Consider the following 25,854-nt stretch of genomic DNA (forward strand, 5'->3'; position numbering starts at 1 on the left):
TGGCCGAGGCGGCGAGCTATCTGACGAATTCGGCCGCTCCGGTCGCCAGGTCGAGCAGCGGCGCCGGGGCGATACCGAGGACCAGGGTGGCCACCACCCCGATCATCAGGGCGGCCGAGGTGAGCCCACCCGGCACCGTGACGGTCGGCGTGGACTCGCCCGGCTCGGAGAGCCACATCATCACGACGACCCGCAGGTACGGGAAGGCCAGCACCATGCTGGTGAGGACACCCGCGATCACCAGCCAGGCCCGACCGTCGGCCAGCGCCGGCCCGAAGACCGCGAACTTGCTGGTGAAGCCGCTGGTCAGCGGGATGCCGGCGAAGGCGAGCAGGATGAAGGTGAACACGGCGGCGTAGAACGGCGAGCGGCGTCCCAGCCCGGCCCAGCGGGACAGGTGGGTGGCCTCCCCGTCGGCGTCCCGGACGAGGGTCACCACGGCGAACGCGGCGAGCACCGAGAAGCCGTACGCCACCAGGTAGAACATCGTGCCGGAGAGCCCGTCCTTCGACGGCGCGAGCACGCCGACCAGCAGGTAGCCGGCGTTGGCGATCGACGAGTAGGCGAGCAGCCGCTTGATGTCGGTCTGGGTCACCGCGAGCACCGCGCCGACCAGCATGGTCAGCACCGCGACGGCGCCGAGCACCGGGGTGAAGTCCCAGGTGGCGCCGGCGAAGGCGACGTGAAAGACCCGCAGCAGGGCACCGAACGCGGCGACCTTGGTGCAGGCGGCCATGAAGCTGGTGACCGGGGTCGGCGCACCCTGGTAGACGTCGGGCGTCCAGACGTGGAACGGCGCGGCGGCGGCCTTGAAGAGCAGGCCGATCGCGAGCAGGGCCATGCCGGCGAAGAGCAGCACCCGGCTCGACGGCGACTCGGCGACCGCCGCGTTGATGGTGGCGAAGTCCACGTTCGCCGAGCGGCCCGGGACACCGGCGGTGAAGCCGTAGATCAGGGCCACCCCGAAGAGGAAGAACGCCGAGGCGTACGCGCCGAGCAGGAAGTACTTCATCGCCGCCTCCTGGCTCAGCAGGCGCCGGCGGCGGGCCAGCGCGCAGAGCAGGTAGAGCGGCAGCGAGAAGACCTCGAGCGCGATGAACATGGTGAGCAGGTCGTTCGCCGCGACGAAGATCAGCATGCCGCCGATGGCGAACGAGGTCAGCGGGTACACCTCGGTGGCGCCGTTGCGCCCCTCGGCCTGCCGCCGGTCGTCCGCGGACTCGGCGGTGATCGCGGCCTGGGCGACGAACGCGCCGCCCCGCTCCACGGTGCGCTCGCCGATCAGCAGCAGCGCCATCGCCGAGAGCACCAGGATCGCGCCCTGCAGGAAGAGCGTCGGCCCGTCCACGGCGATCGCCGAGCCGGCGGTGATGAGCCGGTCGTCGGCGTTGAGGACCACCATGGTCAGCGCGGCGAGCACGGCGAGCAGCGCCACCGACAGCTGCGTCACGTGCCGCGCCCGCCGCGGCACGAACGCCTCGACGAGGACGCCGGCCAGGGCCGCGCCCAGCATGATCAGGATCGGGGCGAGCGCCGCGTAGTCAATCGAGGGCAGCTTCAGCTCGGTCATTTCGCGGCCTCCTGGACGGTGCCCACCGACGGGGCGGGGTCGGTCCTGCCGATGTCGTCCATGGTCGCCTGGACGGCGGGGTTGATCACGTCGGTGACCGGCTTCGGGTAGAAGCCGAGCAGCACGATCAGCGCGATCAGGGGTGCGACCACGACCTTCTCGCGCAGGTTGAGGTCACGACGCATCCCGTCGACCTCGGTGAGCGCCGGGTTGAGCGTTCCCTGGGTGGTGCGCTGCACCATCCACAGCACGTACGCGGCGGCGAGGATGATGCCGAGCGTCGCGATGATCGCGACCGGCTTGTTCACCGTGAACGTGCCGATCAGCACCAGGAACTCGGAGATGAAGGGCGCGGTGCCGGGCAGCGCCAGCGAGGCGAGACCGGCGAAGAAGAGCACCCCGGCCAGCACCGGGACCAGCTTGCCGGCGCCGCCGAAGTCGCTGATCAGCGCCGAGCCCCGGCGGGCGATCAGCATGCCCACCACCAGGAACAGCAGGCCGGTGGCGAGACCGTGGTTGACCATGTAGAGCACGGCGCCCGTACCGGCCTGGGTGGTGAAGGCGAAGATGCCGACGCCGATGAACCCGAAGTGGGCGATCGAGGTGTAGGACACCAGCCGCTTCAGGTCGTTCTGGCCGACCGCCAGCAGCGCGGCGTAGATGATGCCGATCAGGCCGAGCGCCAGCGCCCAGGGGGCGAACCACTTGGCCGCGTCCGGGAAGAGCGGCAGGCAGTACCGCAGGATGCCGAACGTGCCGACCTTGTCGAGCACGCCCACCAGCAACGCCGCCGCACCGGCGGGGGCGGCGCCACCGGCGTCCGGCAGCCAGGTGTGGAACGGGAAGAACGGCGCCTTGATCGCGAACGCGAGGAAGAAGCCGAGGAAGAGCCAGCGCTCGGTCCCGGTGGAGATGTCCACCTGGGACAGCGCCTGCCAGTCGAACGTCTTTCCGCCGACGACCCAGAGGCCGATCACCGCGGCGAGCATGAACAGGCCGCCGACCAGCGAGTAGAGGAAGAACTTCACGGCCGCGTACTGCCGCTGGTGGCCGCCGTAGCTGCCGATGAGGAAGTACATCGGCACCAGCATGACCTCGAAGAACACGTAGAACAGGAAGACGTCGGCGGCCGCGAAGACGCCGATCATCGTGCACTCGAGGACGAGCAGCAGCGCGAAGTAGACCGGCACCGACCGCTTCGACGACTCAGCGTCGTGCCAGGACGCCAGGATCACCAGCGGCACCAGCACCGCGATCAGCATCAGCATGACCAGCGCGATGCCGTCGGCGGCGAAGGTGAAGTTGACGCCCCAGTTCGGGATCCACGGGTAGGACTCGCGGAACTGGAAGCGGTCACCGCCGACCTTGAAGGTGATCCACATGACCACCGAGAGCACCAGGACCAGCAGCGACCAGACGAACGCCACCTGCTTGGCCAGCTCCGGCCGGTGGCGTGGCAGGAGCGCCACCACCAGGGCGCCCACCAGCGGCGCCACGGTCAGCACCGAGAGGAACGGGAAGTTGGACATTATGCGGCCTTACCTCCGTCGTCACTGCGTGGCCCGCCGGCGGGGGCGGCCGGGAAGAGGTCGATCACGCCAGCCACCCCGCCTGCACGGCCAGGAACGCCGCCACCACGAGCAGCGCACCGGTCAGGATCGAGGTCGCGTACGACCGGACGAAGCCGGTCTGCAGCCGCCGGAGGCGACCCGAACCACCGCCGACGCCGGCGGCGAGGCCGTTCACCAGGCCGTCGATGCCCCGGTTGTCGAGGAAGACGAGCGCCCGGGTGAGGAAGATGCCCGGCTTCTCGAAGACCGCCTCGTTGACGGCGTCGGTGTAGAGGTTCCGCCGGGCGGCGGTGACCAGCACACCGGCAGGCTGCGGCGCGGTGGCCGTACCGTTCCGGAACAGGAACCAGGCCAGCCCGGCGCCGAGCACGGTGACCAGGATCGACAGGATCGTGATCACGGCGTGGGAGAGCACCGGGTGGTGCGCGGCCTCCTCGCCGCCCAGGCCGGCGGTGGCGGTCAGCCAGTCCGGCACCGAGGTGGAGAGCAGGTAGCCGGCCCCGATCGAGCCGATCGCCAGCAGGATCAGCGGGACGGTCATCAGCTTCGGCGACTCGTGCGGGTGCTCGATGTCCTCCGTCCAGCGGGCCGGACCGTGGAAGGTGAGCACGAACAGCCGGGTCATGTAGAACGCGGTCAGTCCGGCACCGAGCAGGGCCGCCCCGCCGAAGAGCCAGGCGGTCCAGTCCTCCCGCTCGAAGGCCGCGACGATGATCGGCTCCTTGGAGAAGTAGCCGGACAGCGGCGGGATGCCGATGATGGCGAGCCAGCCCATCATGAACGTCAGCCAGGTGATCTTCATGTGCTTGGACAGCGCGCCGAAGCGCCGGATGTCCACCTGGTCCTTCATCCCGTGCATGACCGAGCCGGCGCCGAGGAACATGTTGGCCTTGAAGAAGCCGTGCGCCAGCAGGTGGATGATGGCCAGGGCGTACGCGCCGCCGCCGAGCCCGACACCGAGGAACATGTAGCCGATCTGGCTGACCGTCGACCAGGCCAGCACCCGCTTGATGTCGTCCTTGGCCGCGCCGATGATGCAGCCGATCAGCAGCGTGAGCGCGCCGACGCTGACCACCACGAGCTGGAGCGTCGTGTTGGCCGAGAAGATCGGGTTGGACCGGGCGATCAGGTAGACGCCCGCGGTGACCATGGTCGCCGCGTGGATGAGCGCCGACACCGGGGTCGGGCCCTCCATCGCGTCCGGCAGCCACGCCTGGAGGGGGAACTGGCCGGACTTGCCGGTCGCGCCGAGCAACAGCAGGAGGCCGAGCACCAGCACGGTGGTGGCACCGATCGCGCCGACCCCGTTGAAGACCTCGTCGTACTGGGTGGTGCCGAGGGTCGCGAACATGATGAAGATCGCGATGGCCAGGCCGGCGTCGCCGACCCGGTTCATCAGGAACGCCTTCTTACCCGCGGTGGCCGCGCTCGGCCGGTCGTACCAGAAGGAGATCAGCAGGTACGACGCGAGACCGACGCCCTCCCAGCCGACGTAGAGCATCACGTAGTTGTTGCCGAGCACCAGCAGCAGCATGGCGGCGACGAAGAGGTTGAAGTAGCCGAAGAACCGCCGGCGACCCGCGTCGTGCGCCATGTACTCGACCGCGTAGAGGTGGATCAGGAAACCCACCCCGGTGATCAGCAGGACGAAGACCGCGGCCAGCGGGTCGAAGAGCAGACCGAAGTCCACCTGGAACCCGCCGACCGAGATGAAGTCCCACAGGCTCAGCTCGACCGACTTGTTCTCCAGGCCCCGCAGCTGGAAGAACGAGGCCAGGCCGAGGACGAAGGAGACGCCGATCGCGCCCACGCCCAGCCAGTGTCCCCACCGGTCCGCCCGCCGGCCGAGCAGCAGCAGGATCGCCGCGCTGACCAGCGGAATGGCCACCAGCAGCCAGACGCTGCCGAGCAGGCCGTCCGCCGTCGCGTAGGTGACGGCCCCCGCCGGCTCGGCCGGGGCGTTCGTCAGAATCTCTCCCACCGCAGGCCCCTCTTAGTACTTGAGCAGGTTGGCGTCGTCGACGCTCGCCGAGCGCCGAGTCCGGAAGATCGCCATGATGATCGCCAGCCCGACCACGACCTCGGCCGCGGCCACCACCATCACGAAGAACGCCATGATCTGGCCGTTGAGGTCACCGTTGATCCGGCTGAAGGTGACCAGCGTCAGGTTGGCCGCGTTGAGCATCAGCTCGACGCACATGAACAGCACGATCGCGTTGCGGCGGATGAGCACCCCGGCGGCGCCGATGGTGAAGAGCACCGCCGCCAGCACCAGGTAGTAGTCAGGTGTCACTTGTCCGTGCCCTTCAGGGAGGTCTCCTGAGCGGTCAGCTCGCGGACCGGCAGGATGTCCGGCGTGCTCCGGTCGCTGAGGCGGCCGTCCGGCAGCCGGGCCGGCGTGGCCACCGAGGAGGAGGTGGCGAAGACACCCGGGCCCGGCTTCGGGCCGGGGTAGTTGCCCGGGCGGAAGCGGGCGCGCATGGTCGCCGGCTGGTCGAGCCGGTCCTCCTTGCGCCGCTCGATGTGCGCCAGCACCATGGCACCGACCGCCGCGGTGATGAGCAGCGCCGAGGTGAGCTCGAAGGCGAAGACGTACTTGGTGAAGAGCAGCCGGGCGATGCCCTGCACGTTCCCCTCGGCGTTGGCCTGGTCGAGACCGGCCGCCGTGGTGCCCTCCAGGGCCCGGTAGATGCCGCCGCCGACCAGGCCGGCGAAGCCGAGACCGAGGACGATCGCGGCCGCCCGCTGCCCGCGCAGCGTCTCGATCAGCGAGTCGGACGCGTCCCGGCCGACCAGCATCAGCACGAAGAGGAAGAGCATCATGATCGCGCCGGTGTAGACGATGATCTGCACCATGCCGATGAACGGCCCCGCCTGGAGCACGTAGAACACGCCGAGACAGAGCATGGTCAGCACCAGCCACAGCGCCGAGTGCACGGCGTTGCGGGCGGCGACCATGCCGATCCCGCCGATCAGCGCGAGCGGGGCGAGGATCCAGAAGGTGACCGCCTCGCCGGTGGGCACCGCACCCGCCGCGGCGAGCACCGTCTGCGTGGTCATGCCGAGCCTCCCTTGCCCGCTTCGGCCCGCTGGGCCGCCTGCTCGGCGCCCGGGAACGTCACACCGGGGTGCTCCTCGACCGCGTAGCGGCCGGGGCCCATCGGGGAACGCTCGGCGCCCGCCGAGGTGCCCGGGTTGGTCAGCGACCCGACGTAGTAGTCCTTCTCGCTCTCGCCCAGCCGCATCGGGTGCGGCGGCTGCTCCATGCCCGGCAGCAGCGGCGCGAGCAGCTGCTCCTTCGTGAAGATCAGGTCCTGCCGGTTGTCCCGGGCCAGCTCGTACTCGTTGCTCATGGTGAGCGAGCGGGTCGGGCAGGCCTCGATGCAGAGCCCGCAGAAGATGCAGCGGGCGTAGTTGATCTGATAGACGCTGGCGTACCGCTCACCCGGCGAGAAGCGCTGCTCGTCGGTGTTGTCGCCACCCTCCACGTAGATCGCGTCGGCCGGGCAGGCCCAGGCGCACAGCTCGCAGCCGATGCACTTCTCCAGCCCGTCCGGGTGCCGGTTGAGGATGTGCCGCCCGTGGTAGCGCGGCGCCGACACCGGCGGCTTGAACGGGTAGTCGGTGGTGACGACCTTCCTGAACATGTGCGAGAAGGTGACACCGAAGCCCTTGAACGTTCCGGTGATCGCGCCCACGTCACACCTCCCTGGAGTCCGAGCCGGCGGCGATGTTGGCCGGCTCCCGCTCGGCGACCACGCGCATGGTGCGCGGGCTCGGTGGTACCTGAAGATCCATCGGCGGCAGCGGGAAGCTGCCGTGCGGACGGCTGTCGACCTGCTCCTGGACACTCGGCTTCGGCTGCGGCTTCCGGCTCGGCCAGACGAGCGTGAGGATCAGCAGCACGCCCGCCGGAATGCCGACCGCGATCACCTTGCTCTCGGTGTCCCAGTCCTCGATCGAGCGCAGGCCGCTCAGCACCAGGATCCAGACCAGGTTGATCGGCAGCAGCACCTTCCAGCCGAACCGCATGAACTGGTCGTACCGGAGCCGGGGCAGCGTGCCGCGCAGCCAGACGAAGACGAAGACCAGCGCGATGACCTTGCCGAAGAACCAGAGCATCGGCCACCAACCGGAGTTGGCGCCCTCCCAGAGGGTGATCGGCCAGGGCGCCCGCCAGCCGCCGAGGAAGAGCGTCGTGGTGACCGCGGACATGGTCACCATCGCGACGTACTCGGAGAGCATGAACAGCGCGAACTTCAGCGAGCTGTACTCGGTCATGAAGCCCGCGACCAGTTCGGACTCCGCCTCGGGCAGGTCGAACGGCGCCCGGTTGGTCTCACCGACCGTGGCGATGAAGAAGATGACGAAGCTCGGCAGCAGCAGGATCGCGTACCAGCCCGGGGCGGGCAGGTCGAGGCCGCCGATGCTGAGCTGCGTCCCGTGGGCCTGCTTCGCGACGATCCCGCTGGTGCTCATCGTGCCCGCGGTCATGAACACCGCCACGATGCTCAGACCCATCGCGACCTCGTAGGAGATCATCTGGGCGCTGGAGCGCAGACCGCCGAGGAGCGGGTAGGTGGAGCCGGACGCCCAGCCGCCGAGCACGATGCCGTAGACGGCCAGCGACGAGCAGGCCAGCAGCACCAGCACCGCCACCGAGACGTCGGTGACCTGCAACGGCGTGCGGTGCCCGAAGATGCTCACCATCGGGCCGAAGGGCACCACCGACAGCGCCGTCACCGCGCAGACCACCGAGATGACCGGCGCGAAGAAGTAGACGACCTTGTCCGCGGCCTTCGGCAGGATGTCCTCCTTGAAGGCCATCTTCAGGCCGTCGGCCAGGGTCTGGAGCAGGCCGAACGGGCCGACCTGGTTGGGGCCGGGCCGCACCGCCATCCGGCCGACGACCCGCCGCTCGAACCAGACACCCAGCAGGGTGGCCAGCACCGCGAAGACGAACGCGAAGGCGACCTTGATGAGGACCAGCCACCACGGATCCTTGCCGAAGTCGGCCAGGGTGGGGTCCTGGGCCAGGTAGACCACGTTCACCGGACATCCCCTCCGTTCGCGACCACCGCGGCGGCCGAGACCCGTACGACGCTGCCGGAGGTCGCGCCGAGGCTGCGCCGGACGGTCGAGCCGGGCGAGTTGGTCGGCAGCCACACGACGCCGTCCGGCATCTCCGTGATCGCCGCGGGCAGGGTGACCGCACCCCGGTCGGTGCCGACCGTCACCGGGTCGCCGTCGGCGACGCCCAGCGCCTCGGCGGTGCCCTTGCCCAGCCGGACCAGCGCCGCGCGGGCCGTCCCGGCCAGGTGCTCGTCACCGTCGGTGAGGCTGCCCAGGTCGATCAGCTCGTGCCAGGTGGACAGCACCGCCTCGCCGGCACGCGGCTGCGGCACCGTCGCCGCCGCCACGGAGGGGGCGGCCGGGCGCTCGGTGCGCGACGGCGGCAGCCCACCCAGCTCGCGGCGGACGGTCATGACGTCGCCCGTCCCGAGCCGCACGCCGAGCTGCGCGGCGAGCGCGTCCAGCACCCGGCCGTCGTTCATGGCCGTCGTCTGCAGCACCGCGTCGAAGGTGCGCAGCCGGCCCTCCCAGTCCAGGAAGCTGCCGGCCTTCTCCTGCGTCGGGGCGACCGGGAGGACCACGTCCGCCCGGCGGGAGACCGCGCTGTTGCGCAGCTCCAGGCTGACCAGGAACGGCACCGTGTCGAGAGCCTGCTCGGCCAGCCGCGGGTCGGCCAGGTCCGCCGGGTCCACACCGGCCACGACGAGCGCGCCGAGTCGGCCCTCGGCGGCCGCCGCCACGATGCCGTCGGTGTCCCGGCCGGCCTGGCTCGGGATCACCCCGGCCGCGATGTCCCACGCCTCGCCGAGCTCCGCGCGGGCGGCCGGCTCGGTGACCAGCCGGCCACCGGGGAGCAGGTTCGGCAGGCAACCCGCGTCGACCGCGCCGCGGTCACCCGCGCGCCGCGGCACCCAGGCCAGCTTCGCGCCGGTACGCCGGGCGACGTCCGCGGCGGCCGACAGACCGCCCGGCACCTCGGCGAGCCGCTCGCCGACGATGAGGATCGCGCCCTCCTGGCCCAGCGCCTCGGCGACGGTGGCGTGCTCGGCCAGCACGCTGGCCTCCTCGCCCGGCACGACCCGCGCCAGCTTGGCGCCCAGCTTCTCCAGGCCACGAGTGGCGAACGGCGCGATCGCGTACACCGTCAGGGTCCGCTTCAGGTACGCCTTGCGCAGCCGCAGGAAGAGGATCGGGCACTCCTCCTCCGGCTCCAGGCCGACCAGCACGACCGCCGGGGCCTTCTCCACGTCGGCGTACGTCACGTCGGTGACGCCGGCGACCGAGCTGGCCAGGAAGTCGGACTCCTCACGGGAGACCGGCCGCGCCCGGAAGTCGATGTCGTTGGTGTTGAGCGCGACCCGGGCGAACTTCGCGTACGCGTACGCGTCCTCGACGGTCAACCGGCCGCCGGTGAGCACCGCCGTGCCCTGCCCGGAGTCCCGGGCGGCCCGCAGCCCTTCGGCGGCGACGTTCAGCGCCTCACTCCAGGAGGCCTCCCGCAGCTCGCCGGTCTGCCGGTCGCGCACCAGCGGGGTGCTGAGCCGGTCGAAGGCGCGGGTGTACTGGAAGCCCCACCGCCCCTTGTCGCAGTTCCACTCCTCGTTCACCGCCGGGTCGTCGCCAGCCAGCCGGCGCAGCACCTTGCCCCGCCGGTAGTCGGTGCGCTGGGCACAGCCGGCCGAGCAGTGCTCACACACGCTCGGGGTGGAGACCAGGTCGAACGGGCGGGCCCGGAAGCGGTACTGGGCCCCGGTCAGCGCACCCACCGGGCAGATCTGCACGGTGTTGCCGGAGAAGTAGGAGTTGAACGGGACGTCGCCCTCCTCGCCCTCGGCGCCGTACGCGTCGTCCCGGTAAATGTTGATCTCCTCGGCGGACGACCGGCCCATCAGGTCGATGAACTTGTCGCCGGCGATCTCCTCGGAGAACCGGGTGCACCGCTGGCAGAGGACGCAGCGCTCCCGGTCCAGCAGCACCTGGCTGCTGATCGGCAGCGGCTTCGGGTACTCCCGCTTGTGCTCGTGGAACCGCGAGTCCGTGCGGCCGGTGGACATGGCCTGGTTCTGCAGCGGGCACTCGCCGCCCTTGTCGCACATCGGGCAGTCGAGCGGGTGGTTGAGCAGCAGCAGCTCCATGACCCCCTCCTGCGCCTTCTTGGCGACCGGGGAGGTGAGCTGGGTGCGGACCACCATGCCGTCGGCGACGGTCTGGGTGCAGGAGGCGACGGGCTTGCGCTGCCCCTCCACCTCGACGAGGCACTGCCGGCACGCGCCGGCCGGGGCCAGCAGCGGGTGGTCGCAGAACCGGGGGATCTCGGTGCCCAACTGCTCGGCGACCCGGATCAGCAGCGCCCCCTTGGGGGCGGTGACCTCGACGCCGTCGATGGTGAGGGTGACGGTCTCGGTCTGCTTTGCTACGTCGGTCATTAGTGGGCTCCCACCAGCTGCTTGTCCGACAGCTTCGGCGCGGTACGTCCCTCGATGTAGTCGAGGTAGTCCTGCTTGAAGTACTTCAGCGAGGAGGTCACCGAGCTGGTCGCACCGTCACCCAGACCACAGAACGAGCGGCCGAGGATGTTGTCGCAGGTGTCGAGCAGGGTGTCCAGGTCCTCGTGGGTGCCCTGACCGGAGAGGATCCGCCGGTAGACCCGCACCATCCAGTAGTTGCCCTCCCGGCAGGGGGTGCACTTGCCGCACGACTCGTGGTGGTAGAACTCCAGCCACCGGTAGGTCGCGTAGACCGGGCAGTCCTGGTCGGAGAAGATCTGCGTGGCCGTGGTGCCCAGGATCGACCCGGCCGCCGCCACCCCCTCGAAGTCCAGCGGCACGTCCAGGTGCTCGGCGGTCAGCAGCGGCGTCGACGAGCCGCCCGGGGTCCAGAACTTCAGGTTGTGCCCGGGCTGCATGCCGCCGGCCAGCTCGATCAGCTCGCGCAGCGTGATGCCCATCGAGCACTCGAACTGGCCCGGGTTGGCGATCCGGCCGGAGAGCGAGTAGATCATCGGGCCGGAGGACTTCTCCGTGCCCATGGTCTTCCACCAGTCGGCGCCACCCAGCACGATGTACGGCACGCTGGCGATGGTGCCGACGTTGTTGACCACGGTCGGGCTGGCGTACAGGCCGTGGGTCGCCGGGAACGGCGGGCGCAGCCGGGGCTGGCCCCGGAACCCCTCCAACGAGTCCAGCAGCGCGGTCTCCTCGCCGCAGATGTACGCCCCGGCGCCCGAGTGCACCACCAGATCCAGGTCGAAACCGGAGCCCAGGATGTTCGTGCCCAGGTAGCCCTTGGCGTACGCCTCCTGCACCGCGTTGCGCAGTCGCCGGGCGGCGTGCACGGCCTCGCCGCGGATGTAGATGTACGCCCGGTTGGCCCGGATCGCGTACGAGGCGATGATGACGCCCTCGACCAGCGAGTGCGGGTCGTGGGTCATCAGCGGCAGGTCCTTGCAGGTGCCGGGCTCGCCCTCGTCGGCGTTGACGACGAGGTAGTGCGGCTTGCCGTCACCCTGCGGGATGAAGCCCCACTTGAGACCGGTGGGGAAGCCGGCGCCGCCGCGACCGCGCAGCCCGGAGTCCTTGATCAGCTGGATCAGGTCGTCCGGGTGGGCCTTGACCGCCTTGCGCAGCGCCGCGTAGCCGTCGAGCTTCTCGTAGGTGCCGATCCGCCAGGCGTCCGGCGACAGCCAGCGCTTGGTGAGCACCGGCGTCAGCTTGGCCAGCGTCTCCGGCCGAGGAGTGGTCACTTCTGGACCCCCGTTTCGCTCGCCACGGCGGAGCCGGACCCGCCGGAGCCCGCCGACGCTTCGTTGAGGTTGCGCTCCTGCGCGCCGGCCTCGTCGCCGGCGGGCTTGCCGTCACCGGCCGGCGGGTTCGCCGCGGCGCCGGCGGCCTCCGCCTCCTGCGCGTCGCGCGGAGCCGGGGCGGCCGGGTCGGTGGGAACCTTCGTGCCGGGGGCGTCGGGGACGGCCGTCGCGGCGTCCGGCTGCCGGGTCTCGGCGGCCCGGATCTCCGGCGACTTGTCGTCCGGCGCCTTCACATCCGGGGCGGTGCTGCCGGTGGCGCGCTCCGGCGCGGCCGGCTCGCCGACCCCGGCGTTCGTCGGGACACCGGTCGGGGCGGACGCGCCGTCGCCCCCCTTCGTCACCGTGGCCGCCGGTGCCGCCTTGGCGGCTTCGGCCTTCGCGGCCGCCGCCTTCTCGGCCTCGGCCTTCGCCTTCGCCTCGGCGGCGGCCCGGTCGGCCTCCGCCTTGCTGCGGATCGGGGTCTTCGGGTCGAAGCCCGGCACGGAGACGCCGTGCTGCTGGGCCAGCCGCAGACCACGCAGGCTCGGCTCGCCCGGCCCGCCGTCGGCGACCGCGCCCTCGCGCTCGTCGGCGAAGCCGGCGAGCTGGATCGCCATCTCCTTGAGCGTGCAGAGCCGGGCGCCCCGGGTCGGCATCGGCCGTCCGCCGGCCCGCAGCTCGTCGACCACGCCGACCGCGGTCCGCGGGTCGACACCGTCGAAGAAGTCGTAGTTGACGGTCATGACCGGCCCGTAGTCACACGCCGCCAGGCACTCGGCGTGCTCCAGGGTGATCGTGCCGTCCGGGGTGGTCTCGTCGTGGCCGACGCCCAGGTGCTCGGAGAGGGTGTCGTAGACCTCCTGGCCACCGAGCACGTTGCACATGGTGTTGGTGCAGACGCTGACCAGGAAGTCACCGGTCGGCTTGCGCTTGTACATGGTGTAGAAGGTGGCCACCGCGCCCACCTGGGCCTTGTTCAGGCCCAGGACCTCGGCGCAGAACTCCACGCCGGCCGGGGAGACGTAGCCCTCCTCCGCCTGCACCAGGTGCAGCAGCGGCAGCAGGGCCGAGCGGGACCGGTCGGCCGGGTAGCGGGCGATGATCTCCCGTGCCCGGACCCGGGTCTCTTCACTGAAGGTCTTCATCGGTCACAACCACCCATCACGGGGTCCAGCGAGGCGCCACCGGCGATCACGTCGGCGATCAGGCCGCCCTCGGCCATCGCCGGAAGGGCCTGGAGGTTGACGAAGCTCGGCTCCCGGTAGTGCACCCGGTAGGGGCGGGTGCCCCCGTCGGACACCGCGTGGACGCCCAGCTCGCCGCGGGGCGACTCGATGCCCACGTACACCTGGCCCGGCGGGACCCGGAAGCCCTCGGTGACCAGCTTGAAGTGGTGGATCAGAGACTCCATCGACTGGCCCATGATCTTGGCGACGTGCTCCAGCGAGTTGCCCATGCCGTCGACGCCGATGGCCAGCTGCGCCGGCCAGGCGATCTTCCGGTCGGCCACCATCACCGGACCCGGCTTCGCGAGCCGGTCCAGCGCCTGCTCGACCAGCTTCAAGGACTCGCGGATCTCGGCGAGCCGGACCAGGTAGCGGCCCCAGACGTCGCCGTCGGTGTGCGTCGGCACGTCGAACTCGTAGGTCTCGTAGCCGCAGTACGGCATGGTCTTGCGCAGGTCCCACGCCAGGCCGGCGGAGCGCAGCACCGGGCCGGTCACGCCGAGCGCGACGCAGGCGGTGACGTCGAGCACCGCGACGTTCTTGGTCCGCTCGATCCAGATCGGCTGGCCGGAGAGGAGGTTCTCGTACTCCTTGAGCTTTTTCGGCATCAGCTTCAGGAAGTTGCGGATCTTGACGATCGCGTCGTCCGGAACGTCCTGCGCGACACCGCCGGGCCGGACGTACGCGTGGTTCATCCGCAGGCCGGTGATCGTCTCGAAGATGTCGAGGATGTGCTCCCGCTCGCGGAAGCCGTACAGCATCATGTTGATCGCGCCCAGCTCCATGCCGGTGGTGGCCAGCCAGACCAGGTGCGACGAGATGCGGTTCAGCTCCATCATCAGCACGCGGATGGTGGTGGCGCGCTCGGTGATGTCGTCGGTGATGCCGAGCAGCTTCTCCACCGCCAGCGCGTACGCCGTCTCGTTGAACAGCGGGGAGAGGTAGTCCATCCGGGTCACGAAGGTGCTGCCCTGGACCCAGTTGCGGTATTCCAGGTTCTTCTCGATGCCGGTGTGCAGGTAGCCGACCACCGAGCGGGCCTCGCGGACCGTCTCGCCCTCCAGCTCCAGGATGAGCCGGAGGACGCCGTGGGTGGACGGGTGCTGCGGACCCATGTTGACGACGATGCGCTCGTCGTTGATCGGGTCGGTGCCGGAGACGACGCTGTCCCAGTCCCCACCGGTGACGGTGAAGACCCTGCCCTCGGTGGTCTCGCGCTCGGTGGCGTAGTTGGACGTGGTCACTGGTAGGACCTCCTCCGGTCCGGCGGCGGGATCTCGGCGCCCTTGTACTCGACGGGCACGCCGCCGAGCGGGTAGTCCTTGCGCTGCGGGTGCCCCTCCCAGTCGTCCGGCATGAGGATGCGGGTCAGGCTGGGGTGGCCGTCAAAGACGATGCCGAACATGTCGTACGCCTCGCGCTCCTGCCAGTCCGCCGTCGGGTAGATCGACGTGACGCTCGGCAGGTGCGGGTCCTCGGCGGAGACCGCGGCCTCCAGCCGGACCATCCGGCGGTAGGTCATCGAGGTGAGCTGGTAGACGACGTGCAGCCGACGGGCCTCCGCGCCGAGGTAGTCCACACCGGACACCGAGGAGCAGAGCTCGAAGCGCAGCGCCAGGTCGTCGCGCATCACCTGGCAGACCTCGGCGATCCGCTCCGGGCGTACGTGCAGGGTCAGCTCGCCGCGGTCCACCACGACCTTCTCGATCGCGTCGCCGAAGGCCGGGTAGGCCTCCTCCAGCGCGTCGTAGACCTCGTCGAAGTACTCCCCGAACGGCCGGGCGGCGGCCTCGACGGGCCGGCGCGGGCGGACCAGGCCGCCGTAGCCGGAGACGTCACCCGAGCCCTGGTTGCCGAACATACCGCGGCCGGCGGGGCTGGCCGGCGGCTGTTCGGCGGGGGCGCCGCTGCTCGCGCCGGCCGGGGTCACCGGTACCGGTACGCCGCCGTCGGTGGGCTTGTCGTCGGTCACTTGATCCCCCCGTGCGGCTGGAGGTGGGTCTGGGCCTTCATCCAGTTCTCGATCCGCAGCTGCTCCTCGCGGCCCTCCCGGACTGCCTGGGTCCACTCGGCACGCCGGGCCTTGTCACTGCGGTACGACGACGGCATCGAGCCGTAGGGCACGACCGGTACGTCGCCGCGCTCCTTGCGCGCCTCGAGCATCTTGCGGCCGTTCGGGCCGAGGGGCTCGTGCATGATCTTCTCGCGCAGCTTCAGGACCGCGTCGATGAGCATCTCGGGACGGGGCGGGCAGCCGGGCAGGTACATGTCGACCGGCACCACGTGGTCGACGCCCTGCACGATGGCGTAGTTGTTGAACATGCCACCGCTGCTGGCGCAGACGCCCATGGAGAGCACCCAGCGGGGCTCGGCCATCTGGTCGTAGATCTGCCGCAGGACCGGCGCCATCTTCTGACTCACCCGGCCGGCCACGATCATCAGGTCCGCCTGCCGGGGCGAGGCCCGGAAGACCTCCATGCCCCACCGGCCCATGTCGTAGTGCGGGCCACCGGCCGCCATCATCTCGATGGCGCAGCAGGCCAGGCCGAAGGTGGCGCCCCAGACGGACGACTTCCGGGACCAGTTGACCAGCTTCTCCACCGAGGTGAGCAGGACGCCGGCGGGGAGCTTCTCCTCGATGCCCATCTGACGTTCCTTCCTCAGTCCCAGTCCAGGCCGCCGCGCCGCCAGACATAGGCGTACGCGACGAAGACCGCGACGATGAACAGGACCATCTCCACGAAGCCGAAGATCGGCAGGGCGTCGAACGAGACCGCCCAGGGGTACAGGAAGATGATCTCGATGTCGAAGACGATGAAGAGCATCGCCGTCAGGTAGAACTTGATCGGGAACCGGCCGCCGCCGACCGGCTGCGGGCTGGGCTCGATGCCGCACTCGTACGCCTCGAGCTTGGCCTTGTTGTATCGCCGGGGGCCGGCGAAGCGGGCGGCGGCCACGGAGAACAGCGCGAACGCCGCGGCGAGGGCGAACAGCCCGATGATGGGTGCGTAAGGCGAGAGCGTCATCTTCTTCTCCTGCTCGTCCTTCCCTGCCCTCGTGGTTGACGAAAATCACGATATTCACGTCCCCCACGACGACCTCCGGCGGGGGTCGATCTCTTGGTCCGTCCGCTCCCGTCGCCGGTCGCGGCCGGGGTCTATACCGCGGGCGCCACCTTCGTCATCGCGTTGATGACCCGGTCCATCGCGTCCCCGCCACGTGGGTCGGTCAGGTTGGCCAGCAGCTTGAGCACGAAGCGCATGAGTGTCGGGTGTGGCATCCCGTGCCGGGTGGCCATCCGCATGACCTCCGGGCGGCCGATCAGCTTCACGAAGATGCCGCCGAGCCGGTAGTAGCCGCCGAAGCGGGCCTTCAGCTCGACCGGGTACGCCTGCAGGGCACGCTCACGCTCCACACCGGCCGGCCGGGCCAGCGCCTGCACCGCGATCTCCGCGGCCAGCTCACCGGACTCCATCGCGTACGCGATGCCCTCGCCGTTGAACGGGTTGACCATGCCGCCGGAGTCGCCGACCAGCAGCACGCCGCGGGTGTAGTGCGGGACCCGGTTGAAGCCCATCGGCAGCGCGGCGCCGAGGATCGGTCCCTCGGCGTTCGCCTCGTCGGTCATCCCCCAGTCCTCGGGGGTGTTCGCCAGCCAGTCGGTGAGCAGCCGGCGGTAGTTGGTCTTGCCGAACGCGGACGAGGAGTTGAGCACCCCGAGGCCGACGTTGACCCGGCCGTCGCCCAACCCGAAGATCCAGCCGTAGCCGGGCAGCAGGTTGTCGCCGCTCTCCTTGCTGCGAAGCTCCAGCCAGGACTCCAGGTAGTCGTCGTCGTGCTTGGCCGGGGAGCGGTAGTAACGCCGGACGGCCACCCCGATCGGCCGGTCCTCCCGCTTGGCCAGCCCGAGCGCGAGGGGGAAGCGACCGGAGACACCGTCGGCCGCGACGACCAGCGGGGCGTGGAAGGTGGCGGGGGCCTTGTCCGGCCCGGCCTCGGCCTCGACGCCGATCACCCGGCCGTCCGCGTCGAGCACGGGCCCGGTGACGTTGACGCCGGTGCGCAGCTCGGCCCCGGCGACGACGGCCCGCTGGGCGAGCAGCTCGTCGAAGTCCAGCCGGGTGCGGACGAGGCCGTAGTTGGGGAAGCTTGCCAGGTCGGGCCAGTCCAGCTCCAGCCGGACGCCGCCGCCGATCACCCGCAGGCCGCGGTTGTGCAGCCAGCCCGCCTCGGTGGAGGTGTCCACACCCATCCGGATGAGCTGTCGCACCGCGCGCGGGGTCAGGCCGTCGCCGCAGACCTTCTCGCGTGGGAACTCGGTCTTCTCCAGCAGCAGCACCCGCGCCCCGTGCCGGGCGAGGTGGTACGCGGTCGCCGACCCACCGGGACCGGCGCCCACAACGATCACGTCGGCGTCGTTCTCCACCGCGGTCATTCGCGCCTCCTCCCGCGTGCTCGTGAAATGCTTCACAAGCCAGACGCTGGGAGTCTATGACCGACGTCTCATGCCCGCCTTAGCAGGGGTGCCTAAGTTACGGATGTGACAGGAGGGAAACGTTTCCGTACCCCTACTGTCAGGCGTGACTCGGCGCGTCGAGACCGGCATCGACCCGGATCGTCTCCGGCAGGTGCTCGCGCAGCGCGCCACCCGCCGCCCGGTCCAAGGCCGCGAGCACCTCGGCGACCACCTGACGGACGTCGGCCGGATCGGCGCCCGCCAACTCCCGCAGCTGCGCGATGAGTTCGGCGGCGTCGTCGTCGGTGGCGGCCACGGGGTCCGCCGACTCTGGTCCCGTCATGGGGGCGAGCCTACGACGCAAAGTGGACGGAAATCGGCTATTCACGAAAGAAGGGACTAAGCCCTCCCGGTGGCGAGCGAGGACTACTCGCGTACCGCGCGGTGCAGGGCCACCACCCCGCCGGTCAGGTTGCGCCAGGCCACGCCGCGCCAGCCGGTCGCCCCGATCCGCCCCGCCAGGGCCGCCTGGTCCGGCCACGCCCGGATCGACTCCGCCAGGTAGACGTACGCGTCGGGATTGCTGGACACCGCCCGCGCCACCGTCGGAAGGGAGCGCATCAGGTACGACAGGTAGAGCGTGCGGAACGCCGCGTTGACCGGGGTGCTGAACTCGCAGACCACCAGCCGGCCGCCGGGCCGGGTGACCCGGGCCAGCTCCCGCAGCGCGGCGTCGGTGTCGGTGACGTTGCGCAGCGCGAACGAGATGGTCACCGCGTCGAAGCTGGCGTCCGCGAAGGGCAGCCGCAGCGCGTCCCCGGCCAGCAGCGGCACGCCGGGGCGGCGGCGCTTGCCCGCGTACAGCATGCCGAGGGAGAGGTCGGCGCCGACCGCGTACGCCCCGGACTGGGCCAGTTCCTCGGTCGACACGCCGGTGCCCGCCCCGACGTCGAGCACCCGCTCACCCGGGCGCAGCCCGAGCGCGGCCCGGGTCGACCGCCGCCACGCCCGGTCCTGCCCGAAGGAGATCACCGTGTTCGTCAGGTCGTAGCGCTCCGCCACGCCGTCGAACATCGCGGCGACCTCGTGCGGCTGCTTGTCCAGGCTGGCGCGACGGCCGTGCGGGGTGCGAGTCACCCCTCCACTCTGCCAGCAACCGACGGCCGGTCGGCCGGTGGGTCCGCGGACGACGAAGGGCGGGTGGCGAACGCCACCCGCCCTTCGGCTGCGTGTGCGCTCAGTCGGTCGACTTCTCGTCGCCCGGGGTCACCAGCACGACCCGGCGCCGCCGGGAGAGCAGCACCAGCGCGCCGCCGGCCAGCAGGACGAGCGCGCCGATCCCGCCGATCAGGTCCGCCTGCACACCGGTCACCGGCAGGCCACCGTCGCCGCCACCACCGCCACCGCCGCCGGGGGTCGACGTGGCACCGGGACTCGGCGTCGCCGTGGCGTCCGGAGTGGGAGTCGGCGTAGGTGTGGGGGTGGGCGTCGGGGTGGGCTCGGCCGACAGGTCCACGAACGCCTCGAACGTGGTCTGGTTGTCGACCTCGTCGACCTCGGTGAAGGTGCGGCGCTGTGCCTGGGTCGCCACCTCCGGCTCCTCCTTCGCGAGGCCCTCGGCGCGCTCCAGCCCGTACGCGAACAGGTCGCCGAACTTGAGCACCGGCTCGGTGACGTCGTCGTCGACCTTCACCCGCACCTCGGCGGTGTAGTACTCGCCCGGCTCCACGACCACGCCGGGGTCGTCGCAGAAGATCTGGTGCCGGCCGTCGAACTCCTGCGCGTCGCAGCCCTCCGGCGTCCGCGCGAAGCTGACGCCGGCCGGCAGGGTCAAACCGTAGGTGAGACCGGTGGCCTTGCGGCTGCCGTCGTTGTAGACGGCCCAGTCCAGCGGCACCGTGACGCCGCGCCGGACCGGCTTCAGGTCGGGCTCGTCGACGACGGCGCCGTTGACGACGACGTTGGCCTGGACGTCCTGCACCCAGGCGGTCAGGTCGTAGCCCGGCTCGGCGACCGTGATGTCGTGGAGCAGCTTCTCCACCGGCTCGGCGTTCGCTGCCTTGATCTTCACCGACAGCGTGCCCGCGTCACCGGGGCCGCCGGTGCTGAACACGGGGATGCCGAAGTCCTCGGCGGTGCCGCCGGGCAGGTCGCCCAGGACACAGGTGAAGGTCTTGCCCTTCTTGTCGCAGCCGTCGGGCACCACGACGCGCACCAGGGACCGGTCGAGCCCGCTGGTGTTGACGGTGACCGTGACGGCCGTGGCGCCGACCGACCCGGTGAGGTTGTCGACGCGGAACTTGAACGGCTTGGCCTTCGCCGCCTTGACGCCCTTGGCCACCTGGTAGCTGAGCGGGGTCAGGGCGAGTTGAGCCTTCTCGGCGGCCTGCGCCGGGGCGGCCACGGCGGTCAGGCCGCCGGCCGCGAGCAGGGCCACGACGCCGGCGCGTGCCAGCGCCGAGCGGTGGAACGGTGTCATGGGTGTCGTCCCTCGGGGTAGGGAAGATTGATCGGGTTGCGGACCCAGCGGAAACTATCGGAGCTCGATGGCCGACGCCAGCCCCCGCGATCGATATTCAGCCGTCCGGACCAGCCCCGATGGACAGTGCGGGCGGGATGGTGACCCATCCCGCCCGCGCTGCCGTGCATTATGTGAACGGCCCTCACGGGCCGATGGAGGACCGGTTCGGCGGCCTGCCAACCATGGTGAGGGAGTACGACGCGGCACGCTATCGGCCGACGATCAACTCCACCAGCCCCGACCGTCCCCGGACCTCGCCGAACGGTCAGGACGGCCCGTACCGCCGAGGCCGGCCGGCGCGCACGCCCGAGCCCGGCTCAGCCGAACGGACAGCGGAGCCGCCGCTCAGCGGGCGTCGACCAGCGGCAACTGCCGGCCGGCCCCGCCACCGGGGAGCGCGATCGAGGAGAAGTGCGAGACCACGCGCTCGTCGGTCGGGTCGTCGGCCGGGGTGTGGTGCACGGCGAGCCGGTTGTAGAGCGTGTCGCGCTGCGCCGGGATGCGGTCCGCCGAGCGGATCATGCCGATCAGCTCGTGCAGGTTGGACCGGTGCCGCGCGCCGGCCGAGGAGATGACGTTCTCCTCCAGCATGATCGAGCCGAGATCGTCCACACCCATGTGCAGGGCGAGCTGGCCCACGTCCTTGCCCGTGGTCAGCCAGGAGGCCTGCAGGTGCGGCACCGTCTCGAAGAACAGCCGGGCCACCGCGACCAGCCGCAGGTATTCCAGCGTCGTCGCCTGGGTGCGCCCCTTGAGGTGGTTGTTCTCCGGCTGGTAGGTCCACGGGATGAAGGCCCGGAAGCCGCGGGTGCGGTCCTGCACGTCACGGATCATCCGCAGGTGCTCGATCCGCTCGGCGTTGGTCTCGCCGGTGCCCATCATCATCGTCGCGGTCGACTCGATGCCCTGCCGGTGCGCCAGCTCCATGACCTCCAGCCACCGCTCGCCCGACTCCTTGAGCGGCGCGATGGCCTTGCGGGGCCGCTCGGGCAGCATCTCCGCGCCCGCGCCGGCGATGGAGTCCAGCCCGGCCGTCTTGATCCGCGCGATGGCCTCGTCCAGGCTGACGCCGGAGACCTTCGCCATGTGCAGGATCTCGCTCGGCCCGATCGAGTGGATGGCGAGCTGCGGGTAGGCCTGCTTGACCGAGGAGAACAGCTCCTCGTAGTACTCCACCCCGTAGTCCGGGTGGTGGCCGCCCTGGAGCATCACCTGGGTGGCGCCTAGCTCGACCGCCTCGCCGCAGCGGCGCAGGATCTCCTCGGTCGGGTGGGTCCAGCCCTCCTTGTGCTTCGGAGCGCGGAAGAAGGCGCAGAACTTGCACGCCGTCACGCAGACGTTCGTGTAGTTGATGTTGCGGTCGATCAGGTACGTGACGATGTTGTCCGGGTAGCGGCGCCGGCGCACCGCGTCGGCCGCCTCGCCCAGCGCGTGGAAGGGCGCCTCGGTGTAGAGCAGCAGGGCCTCCTCGGGCGTGATCCGCCCGCCGTCCGCGCCGCGCTGCAGGATGTCGTCGATCTCCCGGCTCACCGTCACGCCTCCGAGCCTACGTCGCCCCGCACCGGTCCCGCCCACGGTGCCCACCTCCTGTCGTCCGGCCCACGCCTCAGGCGTCGTAGTCGACCGTCAGCTTGTCCGTCAGCGGGCTGGACTGGCAGGTCAGCACGTAGCCGGCGGCCACCTCGTCCGGCTCCAGCGCGTAGTTGCGCGCCATCGTGACCTCGCCCTCCACCACCTTCGCCTTGCAGGTCGAGCAGACGCCGCCCTTGCACGCGTACGGCAGCTCGCCGCGGACCTTCAGCGCGGCGTCCAGCACCCGCTGCTCACGTCCCATCGAGAAGGTCGACGACCGGCCGTCGAGCAGGATCGTCACCTCGGTCCCCGCGCCGGGCTCGTCGCTCGGCCGGCGCGGCGGCTCCGGTGGGGCGTCGACGTGGAACAGCTCGGTGTGCACCGACGTGTCGGGCACGCCGCGGGCGGCCAGCACCTCGCGGACGTCGACCACCATCCCGTACGGGCCGCAGAGGAACCACTCCTCGACCCGCTCCCCCGGCACGATCGTCTCCAGCAGCCGGGTCATCCGGTCGGCGTCGATCCGCCCGGAGAGCAGCGGCGACTCGCCCTGCTCCCGGGAGAGCACGTGCACCAGGTGCAGCCGCGCCGGGTAGCGGTCCTTCAGGTCGGCCAACTCCTCGGCGAACATCACCGTGTTCGCCGTCCGGTTGCCGTACACCAGGGTGAACGTGCTGGCCGGCTCGACGGCCAGTGCGGTCGCGACCAGCGCGAGCACCGGGGTTATGCCGGAGCCGGCGACCACCGCGCCGTAGTGGCGGACACGGCCGGGCTCGAACGTGCTCGTGAAGGTCCCGAGGGGCGGCAGCACCTCGATGGTGTCGCCGTCGCGCAGCGAGCCGCACGCGAAGGCGGAGAAGGCGCCACCGGGGACCTCGCGCACCCCGATCCGCAGCCGGCCGTGCCGGGCCAGCTCGTCCGGGGTGGAGCAGATGGAGTACGAGCGGCGGACGTCCCCGTCGCCGTCCGCCTCGGCGGGCCGGGCCCCGGCGGGCAGCCGCACCGTGAGGTGCTGGCCGGCGCGGAACGCGAATGTGGCCCGCAGCTCCTCGGGCACCGCGAACGTGACCGCCACGGCGTCGTCGGTGAGCCGGTCGACGGCGCCGACCGGGAGCGGGTGGAAGACCGGACGACGACGGACCGGCCGGGTGATGGTGACTGTCACAGCGCCTTCACGTGGTCGAAGGGTTCGGAGCAGGAACGGCACCGCCAGAGCGCCTTGCACGCGGTGGAACCGAAGCGGCTGAGCTGCTCGGTCTCGAGCGACCCGCAGCGCGGGCACCGAACCGACAGGGTCAGCGGCACGACGCCGCCGGCCCGCACCGGCACCGGCGGGGCGATCCCGGCGGCGGCCAGCTTGGCCCGGCCGGAGTCGGAGATCCAGTCCGTGCTCCAGGCCGGACTGTGGACGGTACGGACCTCGGCGTCCGGGTGGCCGGCCGCGGCCAGCGCCCGCCGGATGTCGGCGCGGATGACGTCCATCGCCGGGCAGCCGGTGTAGGTGGGCGTGATGGTGACGACGACCCGGCCGGTGCCGGCGTCCCGGTCGACCGCCCGGAGGATGCCCAGCTCGTCGATGGTGAGCACCCGGATCTCCGGGTCCACCACCGCCGCCACGGCCTCCCTCGGGTCGGTCACCAGCGTGCCCCCGGGTGGGCGCGGTGCAGCACCTGCATCTCGGCGAGCAGGTACGACAGGTGCTCGGTGTGCACGCCGTCCCGCCCGCCGCCCGGGGTCCAGCCCGTCTCCGGCCGGGTGAGGGTGGCCGCGGTCAGGATCGCCGCGACGGTCGCGTCGAACTCCGCCCGCAGGCCGGCCGGGTCGACCGGCGCGGTCGGGTCGGGTGTGAACAGCTCCGCCGTGTACGGCCAGACCTGGTCGACCGCCGCCTGCATGCGGCGGTGCGACTCCTCGGTGCCGTCGCCGAGGCGGCGTACCCACAGCGAGGCGTGGTCGAGGTGGTAGGCCGACTCCTTGCGGGCCTTCGCGCCGATCGCGGCGAGCCGCTCGTCGGCGCACCCGGCCAGTGCCGTGTAGAGCGGCACCTGGTAGGCGGCGAGGAACAGCAGCTTCGCCATGGTCACCGCGAAGTCGCCGTTGGGCAGCTCGACCAGGAGGCAGTTGCGGAACTCCCGGTCGCCGCGCTGGTAGGCCAGCGCGTCCTCGTCGCGGCCCGCGCCCTCCAGCTCGCCCGCGTACGTGAGCAGGAGTCGGGCGGCACCGAGCTGGTCGAGGGCGATGTTGGCCAGCGCGATGTCCTCCTCCATCTCCGGCGCGCGCGTCGTCCACTCGGCGAGCCGCTGCGCGGCGATCAACGCGTCGTCGCCGAGCGCCAACGTGAAGTCGAAGGGGCCGTTCACAGATGCGCCACCCCGTCCGGCACCTCGTAGAAGGTGGGGTGGCGGTAGACCTTGTCGGCCGCCGGGTCGAAGAAGGCGTCCTTCTCGTCGGGGCTGGACGCGGTGATCGCGCTCGCCGGCACCACCCAGATCGACACCCCCTCCTGACGCCGGGTGTAGAGGTCCCGGGCGTTGCGCAGGGCCAGCTCGGCGTCGGGCGCGTGCAGGCTGCCGACGTGGGTGTGCGACAGCCCGCGCCGGGCGCGGACGAAGACCTCCCAGAGGGGCGAATGTTCCTGCGGGCGCCGTTCCGCCCGTTCGCTGCGCTCGGTCACGCCGCCACCGTCTCCTTCTGCTCCGCCGCCCGCTTCGCGGCGTACGCCGCCGCTGCCTCGCGCACCCAGGCGCCCTCCTCGTGGGCCCGCCGGCGGTGCGCCATCCGCTCCCGGTTGCACGGCCCGTCGCCGGAGATCACCCGCATCAGCTCGTCGTAGTCCGGCTGGGTGTAGTCGTACGCCTGCCGCTCGTCGTTCCAGCGCAGGTCCGGGTCGGGGATGGTCAGGCCGAGGATCTCGGCCTGCTGCACGCACATGTCGACGAACCGCTGGCGCAGCTCGTCGTTGGAGAAGCGCTTGATCTTCCAGGCCATCGACTGGGTGGAGTGCGTCGACTCGCCGTCCGGCGGGCCGAACATCGCCAGCGACGGGTACCACCAGCGGTCGACCGCGTCCTGGGCCATCGCCTTCTGCGCCGGGGTGCCGTGGGAGAGCGTGTGCAGGATCTCGTAGCCCTGCCGCTGGTGGAACGACTCCTCCTTGCAGACCCGGATCATGGCCCGGGCGTAGGGGCCGTAGGAGCAGCGGCACAGCGGCACCTGGTTGACGATCGCGGCACCGTCGACCAGCCAGCCGATCGCGCCGACGTCGGCCCAGGTGAGCGTGGGGTAGTTGAAGATCGAGCTGTACTTCTGCCGGCCGTTGAGCAGCATCTCCACCAGCTCGTCGCGGCTGATGCCGAGCGTCTCGGCCGCCGCGTAGAGGTAGAGGCCGTGCCCCGCCTCGTCCTGGACCTTGGCCAGCAGGATCGCCTTGCGCTTGAGCGAGGGTGCCCGGCTGATCCAGTTGCCCTCGGGCTGCATGCCGATGATCTCGGAGTGGGCGTGCTGGGCGATCTGCCGGATCAGGGTCCGCCGGTAGGCCTCCGGCATCCAGTCGCGTGGCTCGATCTTCTGATCCGCCGCGACGACCTCGTCGAAGTAGCCCGCGAGATCGTCCGCCGAGGCGGGCGCCCCGCGCCGTTGTCGGGCCGCCGCCTCCCGCAGCGCGGTCTCCGCCGCCTCGACCTCGCCGAGCAGGCCGCCGCCGGGTGCGTCGTCGGTGGTGCCGAAGTCGTTGCCATACATGACGTCAAGTGTTACAGCTCGCAACTGAAGAAACCAGAGGGTGTAACAGGAAACCGGAGACACCTTCGGTGACCGGTCGACCGCTCCCGGTGGCGGAACTCCCTGATCGATCCCGTGGCGTGAGGCACGACACAAAGATGAATGCGCCCAGAAGCCGCATAGTGGACCGATATCCCGTCTTCATGGCAAGTTGCCAGGTGGCGGAATCTGGCGTACGCCACTTGCGGACGTAGACTTTCCCGGTCACACCGACCGGTGACGATGATCGCCATCACCACCTGGGCCGCCGACCCCCGGCCCCGGCGATCCGCCGGTCCTCCTGGCAACAGCCGGTCCCCCCGGC

Annotated in this window: 24 protein-coding genes; all 24 read right to left on the minus strand. The window is 70.9% G+C overall.

From position 1 onward, the window contains the following. Window positions 1-16: 16 nt before the first annotated feature. The 24 genes from nuoN to paaA all read right to left on the minus strand — a co-directional run bounded on the left by nuoN (window position 17) and on the right by paaA (window position 25,511). Window positions 17-1,570, minus strand: coding sequence for an NADH-quinone oxidoreductase subunit NuoN (nuoN, locus tag GA0070620_RS20320; RefSeq protein WP_091593214.1), 1,554 nt, complete (start codon window positions 1,568-1,570; stop codon window positions 17-19). Beyond that, the gene (locus GA0070620_RS20325) at window positions 1,567-3,099 is read right to left on the minus strand and encodes an NADH-quinone oxidoreductase subunit M (RefSeq protein ID WP_091593216.1); all 1,533 of its coding nucleotides are present in this window, start codon (window positions 3,097-3,099) and stop codon (window positions 1,567-1,569) included. Before GA0070620_RS20325 ends, nuoN begins: the two co-directional genes overlap by 4 nt. Before the next feature lie 64 nt (window positions 3,100-3,163). Then, a complete protein-coding gene (gene nuoL, locus GA0070620_RS20330) occupies window positions 3,164-5,122 on the minus strand; it encodes an NADH-quinone oxidoreductase subunit L (RefSeq protein WP_091593218.1) in 1,959 nt (652 codons plus the stop codon). 12 nt (window positions 5,123-5,134) lie between these two features. Next, window positions 5,135-5,434 carry an NADH-quinone oxidoreductase subunit NuoK gene (gene nuoK / locus GA0070620_RS20335; RefSeq protein WP_091593220.1) on the minus strand — a complete coding sequence of 100 codons (300 nt, stop codon included), beginning with the start codon at window positions 5,432-5,434 and terminating at the stop codon, window positions 5,135-5,137. Beyond that, window positions 5,431-6,201 (minus strand): NADH-quinone oxidoreductase subunit J, encoded by a 771-nt coding sequence (locus GA0070620_RS20340; RefSeq protein ID WP_091593223.1) that lies wholly within the window; start codon window positions 6,199-6,201, stop codon window positions 5,431-5,433. Before GA0070620_RS20340 ends, nuoK begins: the two co-directional genes overlap by 4 nt. Next, complete coding sequence (gene nuoI, locus GA0070620_RS20345) at window positions 6,198-6,839, minus strand: NADH-quinone oxidoreductase subunit NuoI (protein ID WP_091593225.1); 642 nt, start codon at window positions 6,837-6,839, stop codon at window positions 6,198-6,200. Before nuoI ends, GA0070620_RS20340 begins: the two co-directional genes overlap by 4 nt. Window position 6,840: 1 nt before the next feature. Further along, a complete protein-coding gene (gene nuoH, locus GA0070620_RS20350; protein ID WP_091599076.1) occupies window positions 6,841-8,187 on the minus strand; it encodes an NADH-quinone oxidoreductase subunit NuoH in 1,347 nt (448 codons plus the stop codon). A gap of 2 nt (window positions 8,188-8,189) precedes the next feature. Continuing rightward, window positions 8,190-10,640 carry an NADH-quinone oxidoreductase subunit G gene (locus tag GA0070620_RS20355; protein ID WP_091593227.1) on the minus strand — a complete coding sequence of 817 codons (2,451 nt, stop codon included), beginning with the start codon at window positions 10,638-10,640 and terminating at the stop codon, window positions 8,190-8,192. Further along, complete coding sequence (nuoF, locus tag GA0070620_RS20360; protein WP_091593229.1) at window positions 10,640-11,956, minus strand: NADH-quinone oxidoreductase subunit NuoF; 1,317 nt, start codon at window positions 11,954-11,956, stop codon at window positions 10,640-10,642. Before nuoF ends, GA0070620_RS20355 begins: the two co-directional genes overlap by 1 nt. Then, complete coding sequence (gene nuoE, locus GA0070620_RS20365) at window positions 11,953-13,140, minus strand: NADH-quinone oxidoreductase subunit NuoE (protein WP_091593231.1); 1,188 nt, start codon at window positions 13,138-13,140, stop codon at window positions 11,953-11,955. Before nuoE ends, nuoF begins: the two co-directional genes overlap by 4 nt. After that, complete coding sequence (locus GA0070620_RS20370; protein WP_091593234.1) at window positions 13,137-14,465, minus strand: NADH-quinone oxidoreductase subunit D; 1,329 nt, start codon at window positions 14,463-14,465, stop codon at window positions 13,137-13,139. Before GA0070620_RS20370 ends, nuoE begins: the two co-directional genes overlap by 4 nt. After that, complete coding sequence (locus tag GA0070620_RS20375) at window positions 14,462-15,193, minus strand: NADH-quinone oxidoreductase subunit C (protein ID WP_091593235.1); 732 nt, start codon at window positions 15,191-15,193, stop codon at window positions 14,462-14,464. The genes GA0070620_RS20370 and GA0070620_RS20375 overlap by 4 nt, the downstream gene beginning before the upstream one ends. Next, complete coding sequence (locus tag GA0070620_RS20380) at window positions 15,190-15,867, minus strand: NuoB/complex I 20 kDa subunit family protein (protein WP_091593237.1); 678 nt, start codon at window positions 15,865-15,867, stop codon at window positions 15,190-15,192. Before GA0070620_RS20380 ends, GA0070620_RS20375 begins: the two co-directional genes overlap by 4 nt. A 14-nt stretch (window positions 15,868-15,881) precedes the next feature. Beyond that, on the minus strand, window positions 15,882-16,247 hold the full coding sequence (locus tag GA0070620_RS20385; RefSeq protein ID WP_091593239.1) for an NADH-quinone oxidoreductase subunit A: 366 nt from the start codon (window positions 16,245-16,247) through the stop codon (window positions 15,882-15,884). Window positions 16,248-16,378: 131 nt separating this feature from the next. Further along, window positions 16,379-17,656, minus strand: a complete 1,278-nt coding sequence (locus tag GA0070620_RS20390) for a geranylgeranyl reductase family protein (RefSeq protein ID WP_091593241.1) — start codon at window positions 17,654-17,656, stop codon at window positions 16,379-16,381. A 139-nt stretch (window positions 17,657-17,795) separates the two neighbouring features. Then, window positions 17,796-18,020 (minus strand): hypothetical protein, encoded by a 225-nt coding sequence (locus GA0070620_RS20395; RefSeq protein ID WP_091593243.1) that lies wholly within the window; start codon window positions 18,018-18,020, stop codon window positions 17,796-17,798. Window positions 18,021-18,103: 83 nt separating this feature from the next. Next, complete coding sequence (locus GA0070620_RS20400) at window positions 18,104-18,814, minus strand: demethylmenaquinone methyltransferase (RefSeq protein WP_091593245.1); 711 nt, start codon at window positions 18,812-18,814, stop codon at window positions 18,104-18,106. Window positions 18,815-18,914: 100 nt separating this feature from the next. Continuing rightward, window positions 18,915-20,156, minus strand: a complete 1,242-nt coding sequence (locus tag GA0070620_RS20405) for an LPXTG cell wall anchor domain-containing protein (protein WP_091593247.1) — start codon at window positions 20,154-20,156, stop codon at window positions 18,915-18,917. A gap of 387 nt (window positions 20,157-20,543) precedes the next feature. After that, window positions 20,544-21,734, minus strand: coding sequence for a cyclic dehypoxanthinyl futalosine synthase (gene mqnC / locus GA0070620_RS20410; protein ID WP_091593249.1), 1,191 nt, complete (start codon window positions 21,732-21,734; stop codon window positions 20,544-20,546). A 70-nt stretch (window positions 21,735-21,804) separates the two neighbouring features. Continuing rightward, complete coding sequence (gene paaE / locus GA0070620_RS20415) at window positions 21,805-22,935, minus strand: 1,2-phenylacetyl-CoA epoxidase subunit PaaE (RefSeq protein WP_091593250.1); 1,131 nt, start codon at window positions 22,933-22,935, stop codon at window positions 21,805-21,807. Further along, window positions 22,932-23,408 carry a 1,2-phenylacetyl-CoA epoxidase subunit PaaD gene (paaD, locus tag GA0070620_RS20420; protein WP_091593252.1) on the minus strand — a complete coding sequence of 159 codons (477 nt, stop codon included), beginning with the start codon at window positions 23,406-23,408 and terminating at the stop codon, window positions 22,932-22,934. Before paaD ends, paaE begins: the two co-directional genes overlap by 4 nt. Further along, window positions 23,405-24,130, minus strand: a complete 726-nt coding sequence (gene paaC, locus GA0070620_RS20425; RefSeq protein ID WP_091593254.1) for a 1,2-phenylacetyl-CoA epoxidase subunit PaaC — start codon at window positions 24,128-24,130, stop codon at window positions 23,405-23,407. Before paaC ends, paaD begins: the two co-directional genes overlap by 4 nt. Then, complete coding sequence (gene paaB / locus GA0070620_RS20430; RefSeq protein ID WP_091593256.1) at window positions 24,127-24,444, minus strand: 1,2-phenylacetyl-CoA epoxidase subunit PaaB; 318 nt, start codon at window positions 24,442-24,444, stop codon at window positions 24,127-24,129. The genes paaC and paaB overlap by 4 nt, the downstream gene beginning before the upstream one ends. Then, a complete protein-coding gene (gene paaA / locus GA0070620_RS20435) occupies window positions 24,441-25,511 on the minus strand; it encodes a 1,2-phenylacetyl-CoA epoxidase subunit PaaA (protein WP_091593259.1) in 1,071 nt (356 codons plus the stop codon). Before paaA ends, paaB begins: the two co-directional genes overlap by 4 nt. Window positions 25,512-25,854 lie beyond the last annotated feature (343 nt).

The sequence above is a fragment of the Micromonospora krabiensis genome, assembly GCF_900091425.1.
GTDB lineage: Bacteria > Actinomycetota > Actinomycetes > Mycobacteriales > Micromonosporaceae > Micromonospora > Micromonospora krabiensis.